The sequence below is a fragment of the Serratia sp. 201 genome (assembly GCF_037027545.1).
GTDB classification, from domain to species: domain Bacteria; phylum Pseudomonadota; class Gammaproteobacteria; order Enterobacterales; family Enterobacteriaceae; genus Serratia; species Serratia bockelmannii.
In genome coordinates this window covers 400,911-415,836 of the sequence record NZ_JAXCHC010000002.1, presented here as the reverse complement: position 1 = coordinate 415,836, position 14,926 = coordinate 400,911, and the positions used below count along the sequence as shown (strand labels likewise).

Here is a 14,926-nt window from a genome sequence, read left to right as displayed (position 1 = left end):
GCCGATTTTTGTCTGGATATCGCTATATATGATAAACCGGACACGCGTAGACTAGCCAGCATGTTGGACGTTATTGAGAATAATTATCATGAATATGCTCTTCCCGCTGTTGGCCGTGCTGATTTGGTCGATTAATGCCGTCGTCAGCAAACTCTCCGCCACCGCCATCGATCCGGCGGCCATCTCGCTCTACCGCTGGCTGCTGGCGCTGATTGCCCTCACGCCGTTCGTGCTGCCGGGCGTGCTGCGCAACTGGGCGCAGGTGCGCGCCAACTGGTGGAAGCTGATGATCCTCGGCCTGCTGGGCATGGTGCTGTACCAAAGCCTGGCCTATTACGCCGCGCACAGCGTCAGCGCGCTGTTTATGGGCATCATCGTGTCGCTGATCCCGCTGCTGACCATCCTGATCAGCATCGTTCTGCTGCGCATTGCGCCAACCGTCGGCGTGCTGCTCGGCAGCATACTCTCCTTCTGCGGCCTGATCTGGCTGGTCAGCGGCGGTCAGCCCGGCGTGCTGTTGCAGCACGGTATCGGCAAAGGGGAATTGATGATGCTGCTCGCCACCGCCTCGTACGCGCTGTATGGCGTGTTGACCAAACGCTGGGCCATCGCGCTGCCGAACTGGCAATCGCTGTATGTGCAGATCCTGTTCGGCGTGCTGTTGTTACTGCCTAATTTCCTGATGGCGGAGGATGTCGGCTTGAACGGCCATAACCTGCCGCTGGTGCTGTTCGCCGGCATTCCGGCTTCGATCATCGCCCCGTTCCTGTGGATCCAGGGCGTGATGCGCCTGGGCGCCAACACCGCCTCGATCTTCATGAACCTGGCACCGGTGTTTACCGCCGCTATCGCCGTGCTGTTCCTGCATGAGCAGTTGCACGGTTACCACCTGATCGGCGGCGGCATTACCCTGCTGGGCGTTATCCTGTCGCAGCGGCTGCGCACGCCGCTGACGCGTAAAGCCAAAGCCCCGGCGGCCAACGCAGAGTCCTGCAAAGAACAGGCTTAAGGCAGCAGCCTGAAACGCACCCGCACCAACAGGCCGCCCAGCGCGGCAGAGCTCAACAGCTCCGGGCGGGTGCCGTGATACGCGGTGATGTCTTTCACCAACGCCAGTCCCAATCCGGCGCCCGGCTGATCGCCCACGTTGTCCAGCCGGTGAAACGGCTGCAGCGCCAGCGCCTTGTCCTGCAAGGCGATGCCGGGGCCGCTGTCTTCTATCTCCAGCACGCCTTCCCCTGCCGCCTTATCCTGCGTGAGGCGAGCGGTCACCACGCCCTGACGCGGCGTGTATTTCAGCGCGTTGTCCAGCAGGTTGGCGCACAGCTCGGCCAACAGCAGCGGCTCCCCCGCCACTTGACACGCCGCCTCGCCTTCGAACCCGAGATCGATCTGTTTACTGCGCGCCTGCGGCAAGCGGGAAAAGCAGGCGTCGCGCAGCACCTGCGCCAGGTTGACCGGTTGCAACTTACGATCGGCCTGGTGCTCGCTGGCCTTCAGGCGTGAAAGATGCAGCAGGCGGTCGGTCAGCGACACGGTATTATCCAGCGTCGCGCTCATCGCCTGCAGGCTTTCGCGCCACTGCTGCGGCCGGTCACTGGCCAGCGCTACCCCTACCTGAGTCTTCAACACCGCCAGCGGCGTGCGCAGTTGGTGCGAAGCGTCGGCGCTGAAGCGCTCCTGACGTGCCACCATCAGCCGCAGCCGTTCGATGTAACGATTAAACGCCACCAGCAGCGGCTGCATCTCCGACCATGGCAATACCCGCGGCAAGGGCGTCAGCTCGCCCGGATCGCGCCGCAGCATGATACCGGAGAGCTTACGCATCGGCTTCAACACCCGCTTGAGCAATGCGAACGCCAGGATCAGGGTTAACGCCACCACCGTGCCCTGGCTCAGCAGCGCCGCGATCATCATCTGCCGCGCCAGGTAACGGCGCGACTCCAGGGTTTCCGCCACCAGAATGGTCGCCATGCCGCTCACGCCCGACTCGTTGACCGGTTGAAACAGCGCCGCCACGCGGATCGGCCTGCCGAGGTATTCCGCATCGTAAAAATGCACCAGCGCCGGGTAGAGCGTGGAACGCGGGATATGGGGCGGCAAAGGCGGCAAATCGTCATAGCCCGAGATGCTTTTCCCCTGCGGCGAGATCACCTCGTAATACAGCTGATCGTTCATGTTGCGCTCGAAGCTGTCGAGCACCACATAGGGCACATCAACCGCCAGCTTGCCTTCGCGCACCACCAGTCGCTCCGCTACGGTGCGCGCCGACGCCAGCAGCGTGCGATCGTAAGCCAGGGTGGCGGCGCTCATGGCGCTGAAATAGTGGGTGTAGATAGAGATGCCGCCCAACGCCAGCAGCGGCAGGCCAAAAAACAATAGCAGTTGATAGAACAGCGAACGCGGCGCGTTAAACCACCGCATCGCACAGCTCCAGGCTGTAACCCAGGCCACGCAGCGTGACGATCGCCACGTCGCTGCCCTGCAGCTTTTTCCGCAGGCGGTGTACGTAAAGCTCGATGCTCTCCGGATTGGCCTCGTCGGACAACGTAAATACCTGCTCGAACAGCTGTTGCTTGGCCACCGGGCGGCCGCGCCGGTGCATCAACGCGGTCAACACCGCCAGCTCACGCGGCGTCAGCGCCAGCGGTTTGCTCTCCAGCAGAAAATAGCCTTCGTCGTGATAGGTCAACGCGCCGTACTGCAACGCCGGCTGCGGGGCGCCGACGCTGCGGCGCAGCAGCGCCCGAATACGCGCTTCCAGCTCGTCCAGTTCGAACGGCTTGGTGAGGTAATCGTCCGCCCCCAGATTCAGGCCTTTTACCCGGTCGGCCACGTCGGTGCGCGCCGTCAGCAGCAGCACCGGCAGATCCTGCCCGCGCTTGCGCAGGCGCGCCAGCAAATCCAGACCGTTCATACGCGGCAGCGCCACATCCAGCACCGCGAGCGCATAGCGTTCGTTGAGCAGCAGGTGATCCGCTGCCACGCCGTCCGGGGCGACGTCGACGGCAAAGCCGGCGCCGGTCAGCGCCTTTTGCAACCAGTGAGACAGCTCGGGGTGATCTTCAACCAATAACAGTCGCATGTTCCCATTCCATTGATTTATCTGATCAACCTGGCGCCAATATCGCGATTGTTAACAGGTCGATAACAGAGAATGGCATGGAAAATAAGGGGATAAAAGAGCGCCGCGCCGCCAGTTTTGGGAGCTGGCACACAATTATGCGTATAGAGCGCGATCGCAGGACGATGTCAGATCAGCGGAATGGGGCTATCGGCCACGGCAATGTCCAGTACCGGGCGCAGCTTGTCGGCGGTAAACGGCGAAGAAACCAGCACGGAGCGGTTGTTGGCGGCAAATACCAGATCGATGCCGGTCACGCAGGCGGTCATCTGGCAGGCATACTTTTCACCGTCGGCGTTGACGAAATGCAGTTCAAACACGCCAACGTCGGCACGCAGTCGCTTCAAACGGCACTGCCCGGTTTCACCGACCATCTCCGCGTAGACCTCAGGCAACCGTTTAATCGCGCATACTTTGGCGCTGTCCCTACCACCAAATAATTTCCCTAACGAAAACATATCACTGCGTCTCTATTCATTTCACTGATCATGATTTTATCGCGAAAGCAGAACGGCAAACCTGATATTACGCAGGATTTTGGCCGGTTTTGCGCCCTGTTCCTGCCCGCATTTCTATGGTAGCGCACCCGTGATTCACTGGCGACAAGAGACCCTAATCACAGACTGGAAACTTTTCCGGCCACTGAAAGGTAAATGAAAGGTTGTTGTTTTAACAATCCTGCAACCGCGCTCTGCGGGATTCACAACCAGAACAATACCGAGGGCAAGCCACAATGAAAAAAATAATGACCCGTACCTTTACCGCCGCCGCACTGTTGCTGGCAGCCTCTCAGGCCTTTGCCGTGGAAGCGCCCAAACGCACCGAATGTATTGCGCCGGCCAAGCCTGGCGGCGGCTTCGATCTGACCTGCAAGCTGATTCAGGTGTCGTTGCAGGACACCAAGGCCATCGATAAACCGATGCGCGTCACCTATATGCCCGGCGGCGTCGGCGCGGTGGCCTACAACGCCATCGTCGCGCAGCGCCCGGCGGAGTTCGGCACCGTGGTGGCCTTCTCCGGCGGCTCGCTGCTCAATCTGGCCCAGGGCAAGTTCGGCCGCTATAACGTGGACGACGTGAAATGGCTGGCGGCGGTCGGAACCGACTACGGCATGATCGCGGTGCGCGCCGACTCGCCTTACAAGACCCTGAAAGACCTGATGGACGCCTTCCAAAAAGATCCCAACAGCGTGGTGTTCGGCGCCGGCGCCTCCATCGGCAGCCAGGACTGGATGAAAACTGCGCTGCTGGCGCGCGAAGTCGGCGTGGATCCGCGCAAGATGCGCTACGTGGCGTTCGAAGGCGGCGGCGAGCCGGTCACCGCGCTGTTGGGCAATCATATTCAGGCAGTTTCCGGTGATCTGAGCGAGATGGTGCCTTACCTGCAGGGCGACAAAATCCGCGTGCTGGCGGTGTATGCCGAACAACGTTTGCCTGGCCAGTTGGCCGACATTCCAACCGCCAAAGAACAGGGGTACAGCCTGGTGTGGCCGATCATTCGCGGCTTCTACGTCGGGCCGAAAGTCAGCGATGAAGAGTATCAGTGGTGGATCGACACCTTCCAGAAAATGATGGCGACCGATGAATTCAAGCAGCAACGCGATCTGCGCGGCCTGTTCGAATTCAACATGACCGGCAAAGAGCTGGACGCCTACGTGAAGAATCAGGTTGCCCAATACCGTGAGCAGGCGAAAGTGTTCGGCCTGGCCAAATAACCGCAGGGGAAAACCATGAGCGATCGTATTTTTGCCGGCTTTTGGCTGCTGCTGTGTATCGGCGGGCTGTTCATCGGCTGGGGCATTCAAAGCGAATACAGCTATGAACCGCTGGGGCCGCGCCCTTTCCCGCTGGCGATCCTCAGCCTGATGGCGCTGTGCGCAGCCCTGTTGTTGCTGCGCCGCCCACAGGCGGTGGAATGGCCGCACCACAAGGTGCTGCAGCGGCTGCTGGTGCTGGTGATCACCCTGGTGCTGTATGCCTGGGGCTTTGAATGGCTGGGCTTTCCACTGGCGACCGCGCTGCTGACGTTCAGCATCGGCCTGTTGTTTCAGGCCAGCCTGCCGGCGGCGGCCCTCTCCGGCGTCGTCATGGGCGCAGCGCTGTACTACGCCTTTGACCAACTTCTCGATGTCACACTGCCGCTCGGCATCTGGCTGAGCTAACGGGAGCGATGATGGATACCTGGATGTATTTGACCCAAGGGTTCGAAGTGGCGCTGGTGCCGCAGAACCTGATTATCGCCCTGATCGGCTGCTTCGTCGGCACCATCGTCGGCCTGCTGCCGGGCCTCGGGCCGATCAACGGCGTGGCGATTCTGCTGCCGCTGGCATTTGCCCTCAAGCTGCCGGCCGAATCGGCGCTAATCCTGCTGGCGACGGTGTATATCGGCTGCGAGTACGGCGGCCGCATCTCGTCGATTCTGCTCAACGTGCCGGGCGACGCGGCGGCGATCATGACCGCGCTGGACGGCTACCCGATGGCGCAGCAGGGGCGCGCCGGCGTGGCGCTGTCCATCTCGGCGGTCAGTTCGTTCGTCGGATCGATGATCGCCATCGGCGGCATCATCCTGTTCGCGCCGCTGCTGGCCCGCTGGTCGCTGGCCTTCGGCCCGGCAGAGTATTTCGCCCTGATGGTGTTCGCCATCGCCTGCCTCGGCAGCATGATGAGCCAGAACCCGCTGAAATCGCTGCTGGCGGCGCTGATCGGCCTGGGGCTGGCGACGGTGGGCGTCGACGCCAACACCGGCGTTTACCGCTTTACCTTCGACAGCGTGCACCTCTCCGACGGCGTGCAGTTTATCGTGGTGGTGATCGGCCTGTTCTCGGTCAGCGAAATCCTGCTGATGCTGGAAAGCACCAGCGCCGGGCAAAAGCTGGTGCGTAAAACCGGCCGGTTGCTGTTCAACCGCAAAGAGGCGGCGCAGTGCGCAGGCCCGACCCTGCGCTCGTCGGTGATCGGTTTCTTCGTCGGCATTCTGCCGGGCGCCGGCGCCACCATCGCCAGCGCGTTGACCTACATGACCGAGAAGAAAATCAGCGGTAACAGCGACACCTTCGGCAAGGGCGACATCCGCGGCGTAGCGGCGCCGGAAGCGGCCAACAACGCCTCGGCCTGCGGCTCATTCATTCCGATGCTGACGCTGGGGGTGCCGGGTTCCGGCACCACGGCGGTGATGATGGGGGCGCTGACGCTGTACAACATCACCCCCGGCCCGGCGATGTTCACCGAACAGCCGGATATCGTCTGGGGGCTGATCGCCGCACTGCTGATCGCTAACGTCATTCTGCTGATCATGAACCTGCCGCTGGTCGGCCTGTTCACCCGCATGCTGACCATTCCGCTGTGGTTCCTGGTGCCGGCGATCGCCGCAGTTTCCGCGGTGGGGGTTTATGCGGTGCACAGCACCACCTTCGACCTGCTGTTGATGGTGGGGTTGGGCGTGTTCGGCTATATCCTGCGGAAAATGCACTTCCCGATGTCGCCGCTGATTCTGGGCTTTGTTCTGGGTGAGATGCTGGAGCAGAACCTGCGCCGCGCGCTGTCGATCAGCAACGGCGAATTCGGCATCCTGTGGAGCAGCAGCATCGCGCAAACGCTGCTGGTGCTGGCGGTCGCGGTACTGGCGCTGCCGCCGCTGCTGCGCCTGATGCGTAAACGCCGCCAACCGGTGGCCGAGGCCAAGGCCGAGTAATGCGAAACGGGCGGTGTTATGATCTCTGATGCCGATCGTTTGAGAGAGCTTGAATAAGCCGACCAGAGAAAAAATCCAGAGCCAGACTTTTGACTCTGGATTTTTCATGTCTAAACACGCAAAAACTTTTGTTGTCCGCGATTGATCCATTACAGATGTCCGTTACCTTTTTGATACCGTTTTTTAACCTGATAACGGCTATCGATTTTTGCCACTACATTTGGCCCCTCCTCCTCCCCCCACACACTCTACGTGACCCTTTTATATCGTTATTGACGGAGAGAGTGAAGAAAGTAACCTGAGCTATTACATTGTCATTAATTATACTTTTTATTTAATCATAAAAATAAAAACCCAGACTAAATCAACCAGATAATTCGAGAACCCAAATTATTGCTGTTCACTCAGACACATGATAATGTGATGCAGATATTCTCTATAAATCCACCAAAACATGGGCGGCATTATAGATGACAATCAATAGGGAAGATAAATATAAAATCAGGAGTTATAATGTTTAGAATATTTATTTTTTGTTGCACATTTTTATTATCTCAACAAGCTATAGCTGGCGCATATATGCTTCCCGTATCTTTTGTTAACCTAACGGTTGTTCAATCGTTGGTTGCGTGGGATGAGAACCCTTCTGATCTCAATCCTTGTTATGGATGGTCGTCTTGTTTTATTGGCCCTGATGTCAAATACAGTACCCGAAATCCTGGGCTACATGGCTCATGTATAGACTCTAAAAATTGTCTTCGAATTGAAAAATATAGAACCGCAAAAGAAATAGAGATCGCCTGGAAAAACTCCTTTGGCATTCCATGGACCTCGCGACCCTACCTGGTGAACGGTAGGGATGCCAGTTGCGTTGGGCTTTTTTATGTACATACGCCATCACTAGCCGGGGGGGCGTTTTTATGGCCTAATTCTGTTTGCGGCAAATTGCCTCCCCAAAACCAATCTTGTGATGTGAATCTCCCTCCTGTGATAGATTTTGGTACGCTTTCGCAGGACGAGATTTCCGGGATGGAGAGAACGATTTATGGAACAATCGGATGCACTCAGTCAGGCACGGTAAAAATATATGCCCAATCTACATTAGGCGATGGAAATATTTATTTCAGAAACACCAAAAATTTTTATTCGACGCTTTTTTTAGATGGAAATTCCGCATGGACAGGCGTGGATTATTCTTTGACTGGCGGCCAACGGAAAAATATCAATCTAAAAGCAAAACTGACAGCCAATAATACCGTAGACCCAGGACCTTTCTCAGGCAATGCTATTATATACATTGCATTTCTATAATGCAGTTATACGGCTGCCGTGGAGCGAGGATTAACAGTCGGAGAGTTTCTGGTACACTTGGCCCGATTATCTCAGTCACTCTCGGACGGGGTCATTACCCCGTCCTTTTCATTTAATAACGCTTAATGTTGCATATCGCCCGCTCTACGGCCGCAATATCATTGTCGACCAGCAAAGGCTGTACCACCGCAAAGTCCGCCTCGGACAAGTCATAGAGGCGCAACGCAAGCAACCGCGCGATGATTTCCGGCGCGAATCGCCAACGGATAAACCTCGCCGGGTTACCGCCGACGATGGCATAAGGCTCAACATCGCCGGCCACCACGCTGCCAGCGGAGACGATCGCCCCTTCGCCTATCGATACCCCTGGCATCAACATCGCCCGCATGCCAATCCAGCAACCGTCCCCCAGCCGGGTGTCGCCTTTGGGGCGGTACGCCCGTTTGATGGTTTCCATAAAGGGGTACAGGCTCAACCAGTCGATACGGTGGGTGTGATTACCCCCCATCAGGATCACTGTTTCGGCCGCGATGCACACATAATCGCCGATCAGCAAGCGATCTATGTCACCCAGCGGCTGCCATTGCCGGCTGACCGCGTCGCCGTGCAGATAGCGCACTACCGAGCGTTCGAAGCCGTTATCCCAACAGTCGCTGTAGTAGCTGTGGGTGCCTTTGACGATGATATTCGGGTTGGTCACCGTCTGATGCAGCAGTTCGGTGTTGGACCAGTGTTTTTCGGACATGGCGTATTCTCTTGTTACGGGAATAAAAGCCACGGAACGGAATGTCTGTGGCCGTGTTGTCGTTCACTCAACACGGCCATTCAAGCGATAAGCGCTCGTTTCAATCTCGGGTTATTCATCATTACCGCCTCTCTTGCGAGGCGTAATGGTAGCCGATCACGCCTCGGCGGTCTTGCTTTTCAACAGCAGCACCCCGCCCATCACCAGCGCGCTGCCCAGCAGCTGCAGCTGATTCATGTTTTCCCCCAGCAGGAAATAGGCGATCGCCGCGGTGAAAACCAGCTCCAACGACAGGATCAGGTTGGCTACGGCCAGCGGCAGCGTTTTCAGGCTGATGTTATACAACCCGAAGCCCAACAGCGTCGGCCCGGCGGCCAGCGCCAGCAGCAACAGCCAGCCGCTCCACTGAATGCCCTGCGCGCCGTGCGACAGGAACCACAGAGAGCCGGCCATGCCGTGGAACGCCGCCAGCGGGAACGCCGTCAGCGCCGCGTTGAACACCAGCTGATACAGTGCCGAAAAACCGAAAACGTACAAAATGGTGTTCCACACCGGATAGCCCCGTTCGCTGGCCACCCGCCCGCCGAGGGTATACAGGGTATAGCCGATGCCCGACAGCATCCCCACCAGCAGCCCCAACAAGTCGAAGTGCTGGTTGCCCATGCTGTCGCCGTTGCTGACCAAGAAACAACCGCCCAGGCTGATGGCGATCACCAGCAGTTGGCGCAGCGTCAGGCGTTCGCTGTACATCACCCAGCCGAGGAACACGGTAAAGCCCACCGAGCAGTAGGTCAGAATGGTCGCCACCGATGCGCCGTTCAGCGCCACCGACAGCGTCCACAGGCTGTTGAACAGCGCCAGCAGCAGCCCGTAAAGCGCGTAGAACAATACCTGTTCACGGCGCAGGCGCGCCCACTGCGGTTTCACCACCAACAGCAGCGGCAACAGCACCAGCGCCACCAGCGCCGCGCGCCAGAACGCCAGCACGAAAGTCGGCAGGTGATAGTACTCGGTCAGCGTGCGAATGATGATGGCGGTAAAGGCCAGCAGCATGGCGCTGATAATGGCGATGACGTAACCCTGGCGGCTGCCCTGAAAGAGACGCGCGCCGGGCAGCAAAGGCCGGGCGGAAACGCCTGACGGTAATGACATGAGATCCTCGGAGAAATGGTGACATAAATACTCAGGCACAGAGTGTAACTCGGCCATTTTTTCTCACTATAGCCACTTTACGGCGTTGTCATGCAGGCCACTTTTCTGCGCTTGAAGCCCCGTTGACATGGGTTATAGTAAAAAGCTCTCTCCCTAACCGGGCCAATTTCGCATGCACATTCCGTTAGATCGCGAGCAGGACGTTCCGCTCTATTTACAGATCGAAGAAGCGCTGCGGCGCGCCATCCTCACCGGCGTGTTCGTCGATGGCGACAAGCTGCCCTCGACGCGCACGCTGGCGGCCGAGCTGGCGGTCAGCCGTTTAACGGTGGATAACGCCTACGCCGAGCTGGCGGCCAAGGGCTTTTTGCATCAGCGGCGCGGCAGCGGCGCCTATGTTGCGCACCCGCAGACGCAAACGCGCCCGGCCCGGCCGACCAGCGATGCCCCCTTCCCGCTGGAGAGCTTCACCACCCTCACCTCGCGGCTGGACGGCTATGCCGACGCCCCGCTGCCCGAGGGGCTGATCAACTTCGCCGCCGGCGTCGGCAGCCCTAAGGTGTTTCCGCTGGAGGCGTTTCGCAAAGTGCTGCTGTCGGTGCTCAGCCGCCACGCGGAAGAGGCCTTCAGCTACGGCGAATACTGCGGCTACTACCCGCTGCGCGATACGCTGAGCCGCATCCTCAGCGCACAGGGTATCCCCACGCAGGCGGAACAGGTGCTGATCACCAACGGCTCGCAGCATGCCATCAGCCTGGTGGTGCAAAGCCTGCTGACACCGGGCGATACGGTGATCGTCGAAGAGCCGACCTACGCCGAAGCGCTGGGCCTGCTGCGCCAGCACCGCATCAATATCGTCACCGTGCCCGGCGATCGCCACGGCATGCTGGTCGAACGATTGCCCGAGTTGCTGGAACGCCACCGCCCTAAACTGATCTATACCATCCCCAATTTCCACAACCCGACCGGCCGCTGCCTGAGCGAGGTGCGTCGGCGACGCCTACTGGCGATCGCCCAACAGGCCGGCGTGGTGATCCTGGAGGACGATTTCGTCGGCGATCTGCGTTACCAGGGCAAGCAGCTGCCGTCGCTGCGCGCGCTGGCGCAGCCGGGCGCGGTGATCTACGTCAGCACTTTCTCCAAGATGCTGCTGCCCAGCATGCGCATCGGCTATCTGGTGGCGGACAGCGAACACTATCAGCGTTTCGCCAGGCTGAAACACGTCGACAGCTTCACCAGCTCCAGTCTGATCCAGCGGGCACTGGACGCGTTCGTCACCGTCGGCCGTTACGACAAGCAGCTGCGGCGCGCCGGGCGCGTCTACCGCCGCCATCTGGAAGTGATGATCGACGCGTTGCAACGGCGGTTGCCGCCGGGGTGCCGTTTCGAAACGCCGCAAGGCGGCTTGTTTATCTGGCTGACGCTGCCCGCGACGGTAACCACCACCGAACTGATGCCGGTGGCCTGGCGACACGGCGTCACTTTCGCGCGCGGCGAATGCTTTTATGCCCAGGAACAGCTGGGCGCGCACAGTCTGCGGCTAAACTTTGCCGCCAACTCGCCGCCGCAGATTGAAGAAGGTATCGCCCGGCTAGGCCGGGCGATTGAGGAAGTGATAACAGAGAAAAACGCCGGTTAGACAGCGGCCCACCACAGCCGCAGCTTCATCCCCCAGTAACTGGTCCAGCCGGTGGTGCTCTGCACCACTTTGCCCTGCGAGATCACCACGAAGGTCGGCGTCACACCAATCTGCCACTGCACCGACAGCGTACCGGCCGGATCGTTGACCACCGGCAGCGCCAGCCGTTTGCGTGCCAGCCACTGTTTCACCTGGGTATCGTCGCCCGAGCGCAGCGCGACGGTCAGCACGTTGCCGCCCGTCGCCTGCAAACGGGCGACGTCCGGCGTGGTGAAACGGCAGACGCCGCACCAACTGGCCCAGAAGTAAACCAGCAGCGGCCGTTCATGGCTGAGCTGCGCCAACGATACGCGCTCACCGTCCAACGTGGTCAGCGTCTGGGCATCGAAGGCCGACGGCGCCTGCGGCGCGTTCAGCCAATCCATTACCGTGACCACCGCCAGTACGATCAGCGCCAGCAGCAGCAACTCGCGCCCCCAGCGCTTGAGCTTAGCCATGGTTGGCCTTCGCCAGCCGCTGCTTCACCATCGTTTCCAGCTCTTCATAGGACACCGCCCCCGGCAGCATTTGATCGCCGATCAGCGTCGCCGGCGTCCCTTGTACGCCCAATTGTTCCGCCAATTCCATATTGGTGCGCAGCGTGGTCATGCTTTGTTCGCTCGGAGCCACCGCCTTGACGCCGGTTTTTTCTTGCGCGGCGGCGATGCTGGCCTTGTCGTGGAAGCCCTTTTTCGCCATCAGCCGCTGGTGCAAAGCCCAGAATTGATCCGGATGCTGCTGCCAGGTGGTGAGCGCCACGCGCGCCGAGCTGACCGAGCTTTCGCCCTTGAACGGCAATAGCTTCACCACCAGCGCCACATCCGGGTATTGCTTGACGATCTTCTCCAGCATCGGATCAAACCGCTTGCAGTACGGGCAGTTATAGTCGGTAAAGGTCACCAGCGTCAGTTTGGCGTTGGCGGCGCCCAGGCGCGGGCTGGCCGGATCCTGGTACAGCGTTTTGGCGTTCTGCTTGATAGCCTGGCTGATTTGCTGGCCGGCGGTTTGCTGCTGCCAGGCGTCCACCGCCTGCGCCAGAATGTCCGGGTTGGACACCAGCGTTTCGCGGATCATTTCTTTGATACGCGCCTCTTGTGCCGGAGTGAAAGGCTCGGCGGCCCACGCCGGGGCGGCGATGATCATCAGTAAAATCAGTAGCTTTTTCATTGTTCGGTTCCTTTGGCATGGGAGAGCGTTTGCAGCACGGCGTCACGGGTCAACAGCGGGGATAACACCTCGCCGTCCGGGCTGCCGGGGCCATAGATTTGGTTGAAAGGCACGGCGACGCTGCCGCGCTTTTGCAGGAAGGCGCTGATGTCGGCCGACGGGCGGCTCCAGTCGCCGCGCAGCGCGACCACATCGTCGGCGCTCAGCGCGCGCTGTACGTCATCGCGCAGCAGCACATTGAATTTGTTGGCTTTACAGGTCACGCACCAGTCGGCGGTCACGTCGACGAACACCCGCTTATGCTGGGCCAGCGCCTCGGCAATCGCCTGTTCGCTCAGCGGTTGCCACTGCACCCGATCCTGCAACGGTTGGCGCCACAGGCCGGCGGTCAGCGAGCCGGCCAACAAGGCCACGCCAGCCAGCACCAACGTGCCCGCCGCCAGCTTGGCCGCTAACCGTGCGCCCTGCTGACGCCATACTGCCAGCAGCAACGCCAGCAGCGCCAGCGCCCCCAGCCACAGCGTGGCCTGCACGCCGATATGATTGCTCAGCAGGCTCAGCAGCCACAGCGACGACGCCAGCATCAACAACCCCATCGCCAGCTTGACGGTATTCATCCAGCGGCCGGGGCGCGGCAAGCGCAGCGCCAGCGAAGGCCAGGCGGCGATCAGCAGCCACGGCAGGCTCATGCCGATGCCGAGTGCGATGAACATGCCCCACAGCACCGGCAGCGACGCCGCCAGCGCGAAGGCCACCGCCGTGCCGAGAAACGGCGCCGAGCACGGCGTCGCCAGTAGCGTAGCGAACGCGCCCTGCCAGAAATGGCCGCTCAGACCGTGCCCGTTATGGGTGGCCAGTGAGGTATTCAGATCGGATGAGAGGCGCAGATGGAACAGGCCAAACAGGTTGGCGCTGAACAGCAGCGTCACCAGCACCATAAAGCCGATAAACCACGGATTCTGGAACTGAATGCCCCAGCCAAGCGCGTGGTTGCCGAGTCTCAGCAGCGTCATCAGCAAGGCCAACGCCATAAACGAGGCGACGATACCCAGCGACGACGCCAGGAACTGCAAACGAACGCTGCGCCGATCGCGATGCTCCACCTGTAGGATAGAACCGAGCTTGATGCCCAGCACTGGCAGCACGCACGGCATCAGGTTGAGGATTAACCCACCCGCCAGCGCCATCAATACCGCTTGCCATAACGGGAACGCCGCACCGGCAGGCGCGGCCAGCGGATCGCCAATCGGCAGCGTAATCTGCTGCGCCATGCCGCCGTCGTCAATCACCAACGTCAGCGTTTTGCCGCGCAGATCCGGCGCCGCATCGCCCCAACCGTCGCTGACCGGCACTCGCGCCAACAGCTGAGCACCGTCGGTCTCGACCTGCGGCTTGCCGAGATCGGCATCCGCTAGCGTATCGAAGAACAGCGCGGGTTGCTGCCAACCGGCGGCGCGTTCGGCGGAAATCTGCAGCTCGCCGCTGCGGTAACCGGCCTTGACGCTTTCCGCCAACCCAGCGGCGATCGGCACCTGCCCCATCGCCTGCGCGAAATCGTGGTTAAACAGCGGATCGTTCGGCATGGTCAGATCCAGGCTGAACGGGTAGTCGGTCAGAATGCAGACATTGCTGCAAGTGGACAGCGTCAGGGTGCCCGCCAGCGGGCCGGACACCTGGCCTGGCATCACGATCGGCAGCGTGACCCGATCGTGATAGCCCTGGGTGGAAATGCCGGCCACCTCGAAACGCTGCGGCGTCGGCCAGTGCCAGGTTGCGGGCGGCGGGTTGCCCTGCCAGACGATAGCCGGCGCGATGCCGCCTTCGCCTGGAGAGCGCCAGTAGGTTTTCCAGCCTTTTTGCAGCTCGACCGACAGCAGCAGACGGGTCTCTCCCGGCTGTGACGTGTCGGCGCGCAGCCGCACCTTGGCATGATCGTTGGCCGGGTTCTGCAGCCAGCCGCTGTCCGCCGCCTGCAAGGCAGGCAGCCACAGCATAAACAGGCAAGCGCAGGCCAGCCTGATAATTTTCAACATGTTAATTCTCCATAAATGATTAATTC

Annotated in this window: 14 protein-coding genes; 6 read left to right on the top strand and 8 right to left on the bottom strand. The window is 60.2% G+C overall.

Annotation, left to right across the window (positions count from 1 at the left end; genetic code table 11):
- Window positions 1-88 precede the first annotated feature (88 nt).
- On the top strand, window positions 89-1,009 hold the full coding sequence (locus WA302_RS10280) for a DMT family transporter (protein WP_049207333.1): 921 nt from the start codon (window positions 89-91) through the stop codon (window positions 1,007-1,009).
- On the opposite strand, the gene WA302_RS10275 is transcribed toward WA302_RS10280, so the two are convergent.
- From WA302_RS10275 to WA302_RS10265, 3 genes are all read right to left on the bottom strand, one after another.
- Complete coding sequence (locus WA302_RS10275) at window positions 1,006-2,424, bottom strand: sensor histidine kinase (RefSeq protein ID WP_043140131.1); 1,419 nt, start codon at window positions 2,422-2,424, stop codon at window positions 1,006-1,008. The genes WA302_RS10280 and WA302_RS10275 overlap by 4 nt on opposite strands.
- On the bottom strand, window positions 2,411-3,085 hold the full coding sequence (tctD, locus tag WA302_RS10270) for a transcriptional regulator TctD (protein ID WP_025303698.1): 675 nt from the start codon (window positions 3,083-3,085) through the stop codon (window positions 2,411-2,413). The genes WA302_RS10275 and tctD overlap by 14 nt, the downstream gene beginning before the upstream one ends.
- A gap of 167 nt (window positions 3,086-3,252) precedes the next feature.
- A complete protein-coding gene (locus WA302_RS10265) occupies window positions 3,253-3,582 on the bottom strand; it encodes a hypothetical protein (RefSeq protein WP_060433730.1) in 330 nt (109 codons plus the stop codon).
- A gap of 275 nt (window positions 3,583-3,857) precedes the next feature.
- Between WA302_RS10265 and WA302_RS10260 the strand changes: the two genes are divergently transcribed.
- The 4 genes from WA302_RS10260 to WA302_RS10245 all read left to right on the top strand — a co-directional run bounded on the left by WA302_RS10260 (window position 3,858) and on the right by WA302_RS10245 (window position 8,125).
- Window positions 3,858-4,838 (top strand): Bug family tripartite tricarboxylate transporter substrate binding protein, encoded by a 981-nt coding sequence (locus WA302_RS10260; RefSeq protein WP_025303700.1) that lies wholly within the window; start codon window positions 3,858-3,860, stop codon window positions 4,836-4,838.
- Between the two features lie 15 nt (window positions 4,839-4,853).
- Window positions 4,854-5,285: a tripartite tricarboxylate transporter TctB family protein gene (locus WA302_RS10255; RefSeq protein ID WP_049203701.1), complete on the top strand. Its 432-nt coding sequence runs from the start codon at window positions 4,854-4,856 to the stop codon at window positions 5,283-5,285.
- An 11-nt stretch (window positions 5,286-5,296) separates the two neighbouring features.
- Window positions 5,297-6,814: a tripartite tricarboxylate transporter permease gene (locus WA302_RS10250; RefSeq protein ID WP_043140139.1), complete on the top strand. Its 1,518-nt coding sequence runs from the start codon at window positions 5,297-5,299 to the stop codon at window positions 6,812-6,814.
- A gap of 513 nt (window positions 6,815-7,327) precedes the next feature.
- Entirely contained in the window at window positions 7,328-8,125 is a 798-nt protein-coding gene (locus tag WA302_RS10245) for an MrpH family fimbial adhesin (protein WP_152561304.1), read from the top strand.
- A gap of 112 nt (window positions 8,126-8,237) precedes the next feature.
- Here WA302_RS10245 and WA302_RS10240 read toward each other — a convergent pair whose 3' ends face one another.
- Together WA302_RS10240 and WA302_RS10235 are read right to left on the bottom strand one after the other, a co-directional pair.
- On the bottom strand, window positions 8,238-8,870 hold the full coding sequence (locus WA302_RS10240) for a CatB-related O-acetyltransferase (protein WP_043140141.1): 633 nt from the start codon (window positions 8,868-8,870) through the stop codon (window positions 8,238-8,240).
- A gap of 156 nt (window positions 8,871-9,026) precedes the next feature.
- Window positions 9,027-10,022, bottom strand: a complete 996-nt coding sequence (locus WA302_RS10235; RefSeq protein ID WP_049207341.1) for a DMT family transporter — start codon at window positions 10,020-10,022, stop codon at window positions 9,027-9,029.
- 172 nt (window positions 10,023-10,194) lie between these two features.
- On the opposite strand from WA302_RS10235, the gene pdxR reads away from it, so the two are divergent.
- Window positions 10,195-11,661 (top strand): MocR-like pyridoxine biosynthesis transcription factor PdxR, encoded by a 1,467-nt coding sequence (pdxR, locus tag WA302_RS10230; protein WP_336063800.1) that lies wholly within the window; start codon window positions 10,195-10,197, stop codon window positions 11,659-11,661.
- Here the strand turns inward: pdxR and WA302_RS10225 are convergent.
- Genes WA302_RS10225 through WA302_RS10215 form a run of 3 tightly spaced genes read right to left on the bottom strand, consistent with a single transcriptional unit; the run spans window position 11,658 to window position 14,900 of the window.
- Window positions 11,658-12,158 carry a protein disulfide oxidoreductase gene (locus WA302_RS10225; protein WP_049207343.1) on the bottom strand — a complete coding sequence of 167 codons (501 nt, stop codon included), beginning with the start codon at window positions 12,156-12,158 and terminating at the stop codon, window positions 11,658-11,660. The two genes, pdxR and WA302_RS10225, sit on opposite strands and share 4 nt — an antisense overlap.
- Entirely contained in the window at window positions 12,151-12,867 is a 717-nt protein-coding gene (locus WA302_RS10220) for a DsbA family protein (protein WP_336063796.1), read from the bottom strand. The genes WA302_RS10225 and WA302_RS10220 overlap by 8 nt, the downstream gene beginning before the upstream one ends.
- Entirely contained in the window at window positions 12,864-14,900 is a 2,037-nt protein-coding gene (locus WA302_RS10215; RefSeq protein ID WP_336063794.1) for a protein-disulfide reductase DsbD family protein, read from the bottom strand. The genes WA302_RS10220 and WA302_RS10215 overlap by 4 nt, the downstream gene beginning before the upstream one ends.
- Between the last annotated feature and the right edge of the window lie 26 nt (window positions 14,901-14,926).

Excerpts from the sequence above, each read along its gene's own strand:
- WA302_RS10280 (WP_049207333.1), top strand. The coding sequence starts at position 89 with ATGAATATGCTCTTCCCGCTGTTGGCCGTGCTGATTTGGTCGATTAAT.
- WA302_RS10275 (WP_043140131.1), bottom strand. The coding sequence starts at position 2,424 with ATGCGGTGGTTTAACGCGCCGCGTTCGCTGTTCTATCAACTGCTATTG.
- tctD (WP_025303698.1), bottom strand. The coding sequence starts at position 3,085 with ATGCGACTGTTATTGGTTGAAGATCACCCCGAGCTGTCTCACTGGTTG.
- WA302_RS10265 (WP_060433730.1), bottom strand. The coding sequence starts at position 3,582 with ATGTTTTCGTTAGGGAAATTATTTGGTGGTAGGGACAGCGCCAAAGTA.
- WA302_RS10260 (WP_025303700.1), top strand. The coding sequence starts at position 3,858 with ATGAAAAAAATAATGACCCGTACCTTTACCGCCGCCGCACTGTTGCTG.
- WA302_RS10255 (WP_049203701.1), top strand. The coding sequence starts at position 4,854 with ATGAGCGATCGTATTTTTGCCGGCTTTTGGCTGCTGCTGTGTATCGGC.
- WA302_RS10250 (WP_043140139.1), top strand. The coding sequence starts at position 5,297 with ATGGATACCTGGATGTATTTGACCCAAGGGTTCGAAGTGGCGCTGGTG.
- WA302_RS10245 (WP_152561304.1), top strand. The coding sequence starts at position 7,328 with ATGTTTAGAATATTTATTTTTTGTTGCACATTTTTATTATCTCAACAA.
- WA302_RS10240 (WP_043140141.1), bottom strand. The coding sequence starts at position 8,870 with ATGTCCGAAAAACACTGGTCCAACACCGAACTGCTGCATCAGACGGTG.
- WA302_RS10235 (WP_049207341.1), bottom strand. The coding sequence starts at position 10,022 with ATGTCATTACCGTCAGGCGTTTCCGCCCGGCCTTTGCTGCCCGGCGCG.
- pdxR (WP_336063800.1), top strand. The coding sequence starts at position 10,195 with ATGCACATTCCGTTAGATCGCGAGCAGGACGTTCCGCTCTATTTACAG.
- WA302_RS10225 (WP_049207343.1), bottom strand. The coding sequence starts at position 12,158 with ATGGCTAAGCTCAAGCGCTGGGGGCGCGAGTTGCTGCTGCTGGCGCTG.
- WA302_RS10220 (WP_336063796.1), bottom strand. The coding sequence starts at position 12,867 with ATGAAAAAGCTACTGATTTTACTGATGATCATCGCCGCCCCGGCGTGG.
- WA302_RS10215 (WP_336063794.1), bottom strand. The coding sequence starts at position 14,900 with ATGTTGAAAATTATCAGGCTGGCCTGCGCTTGCCTGTTTATGCTGTGG.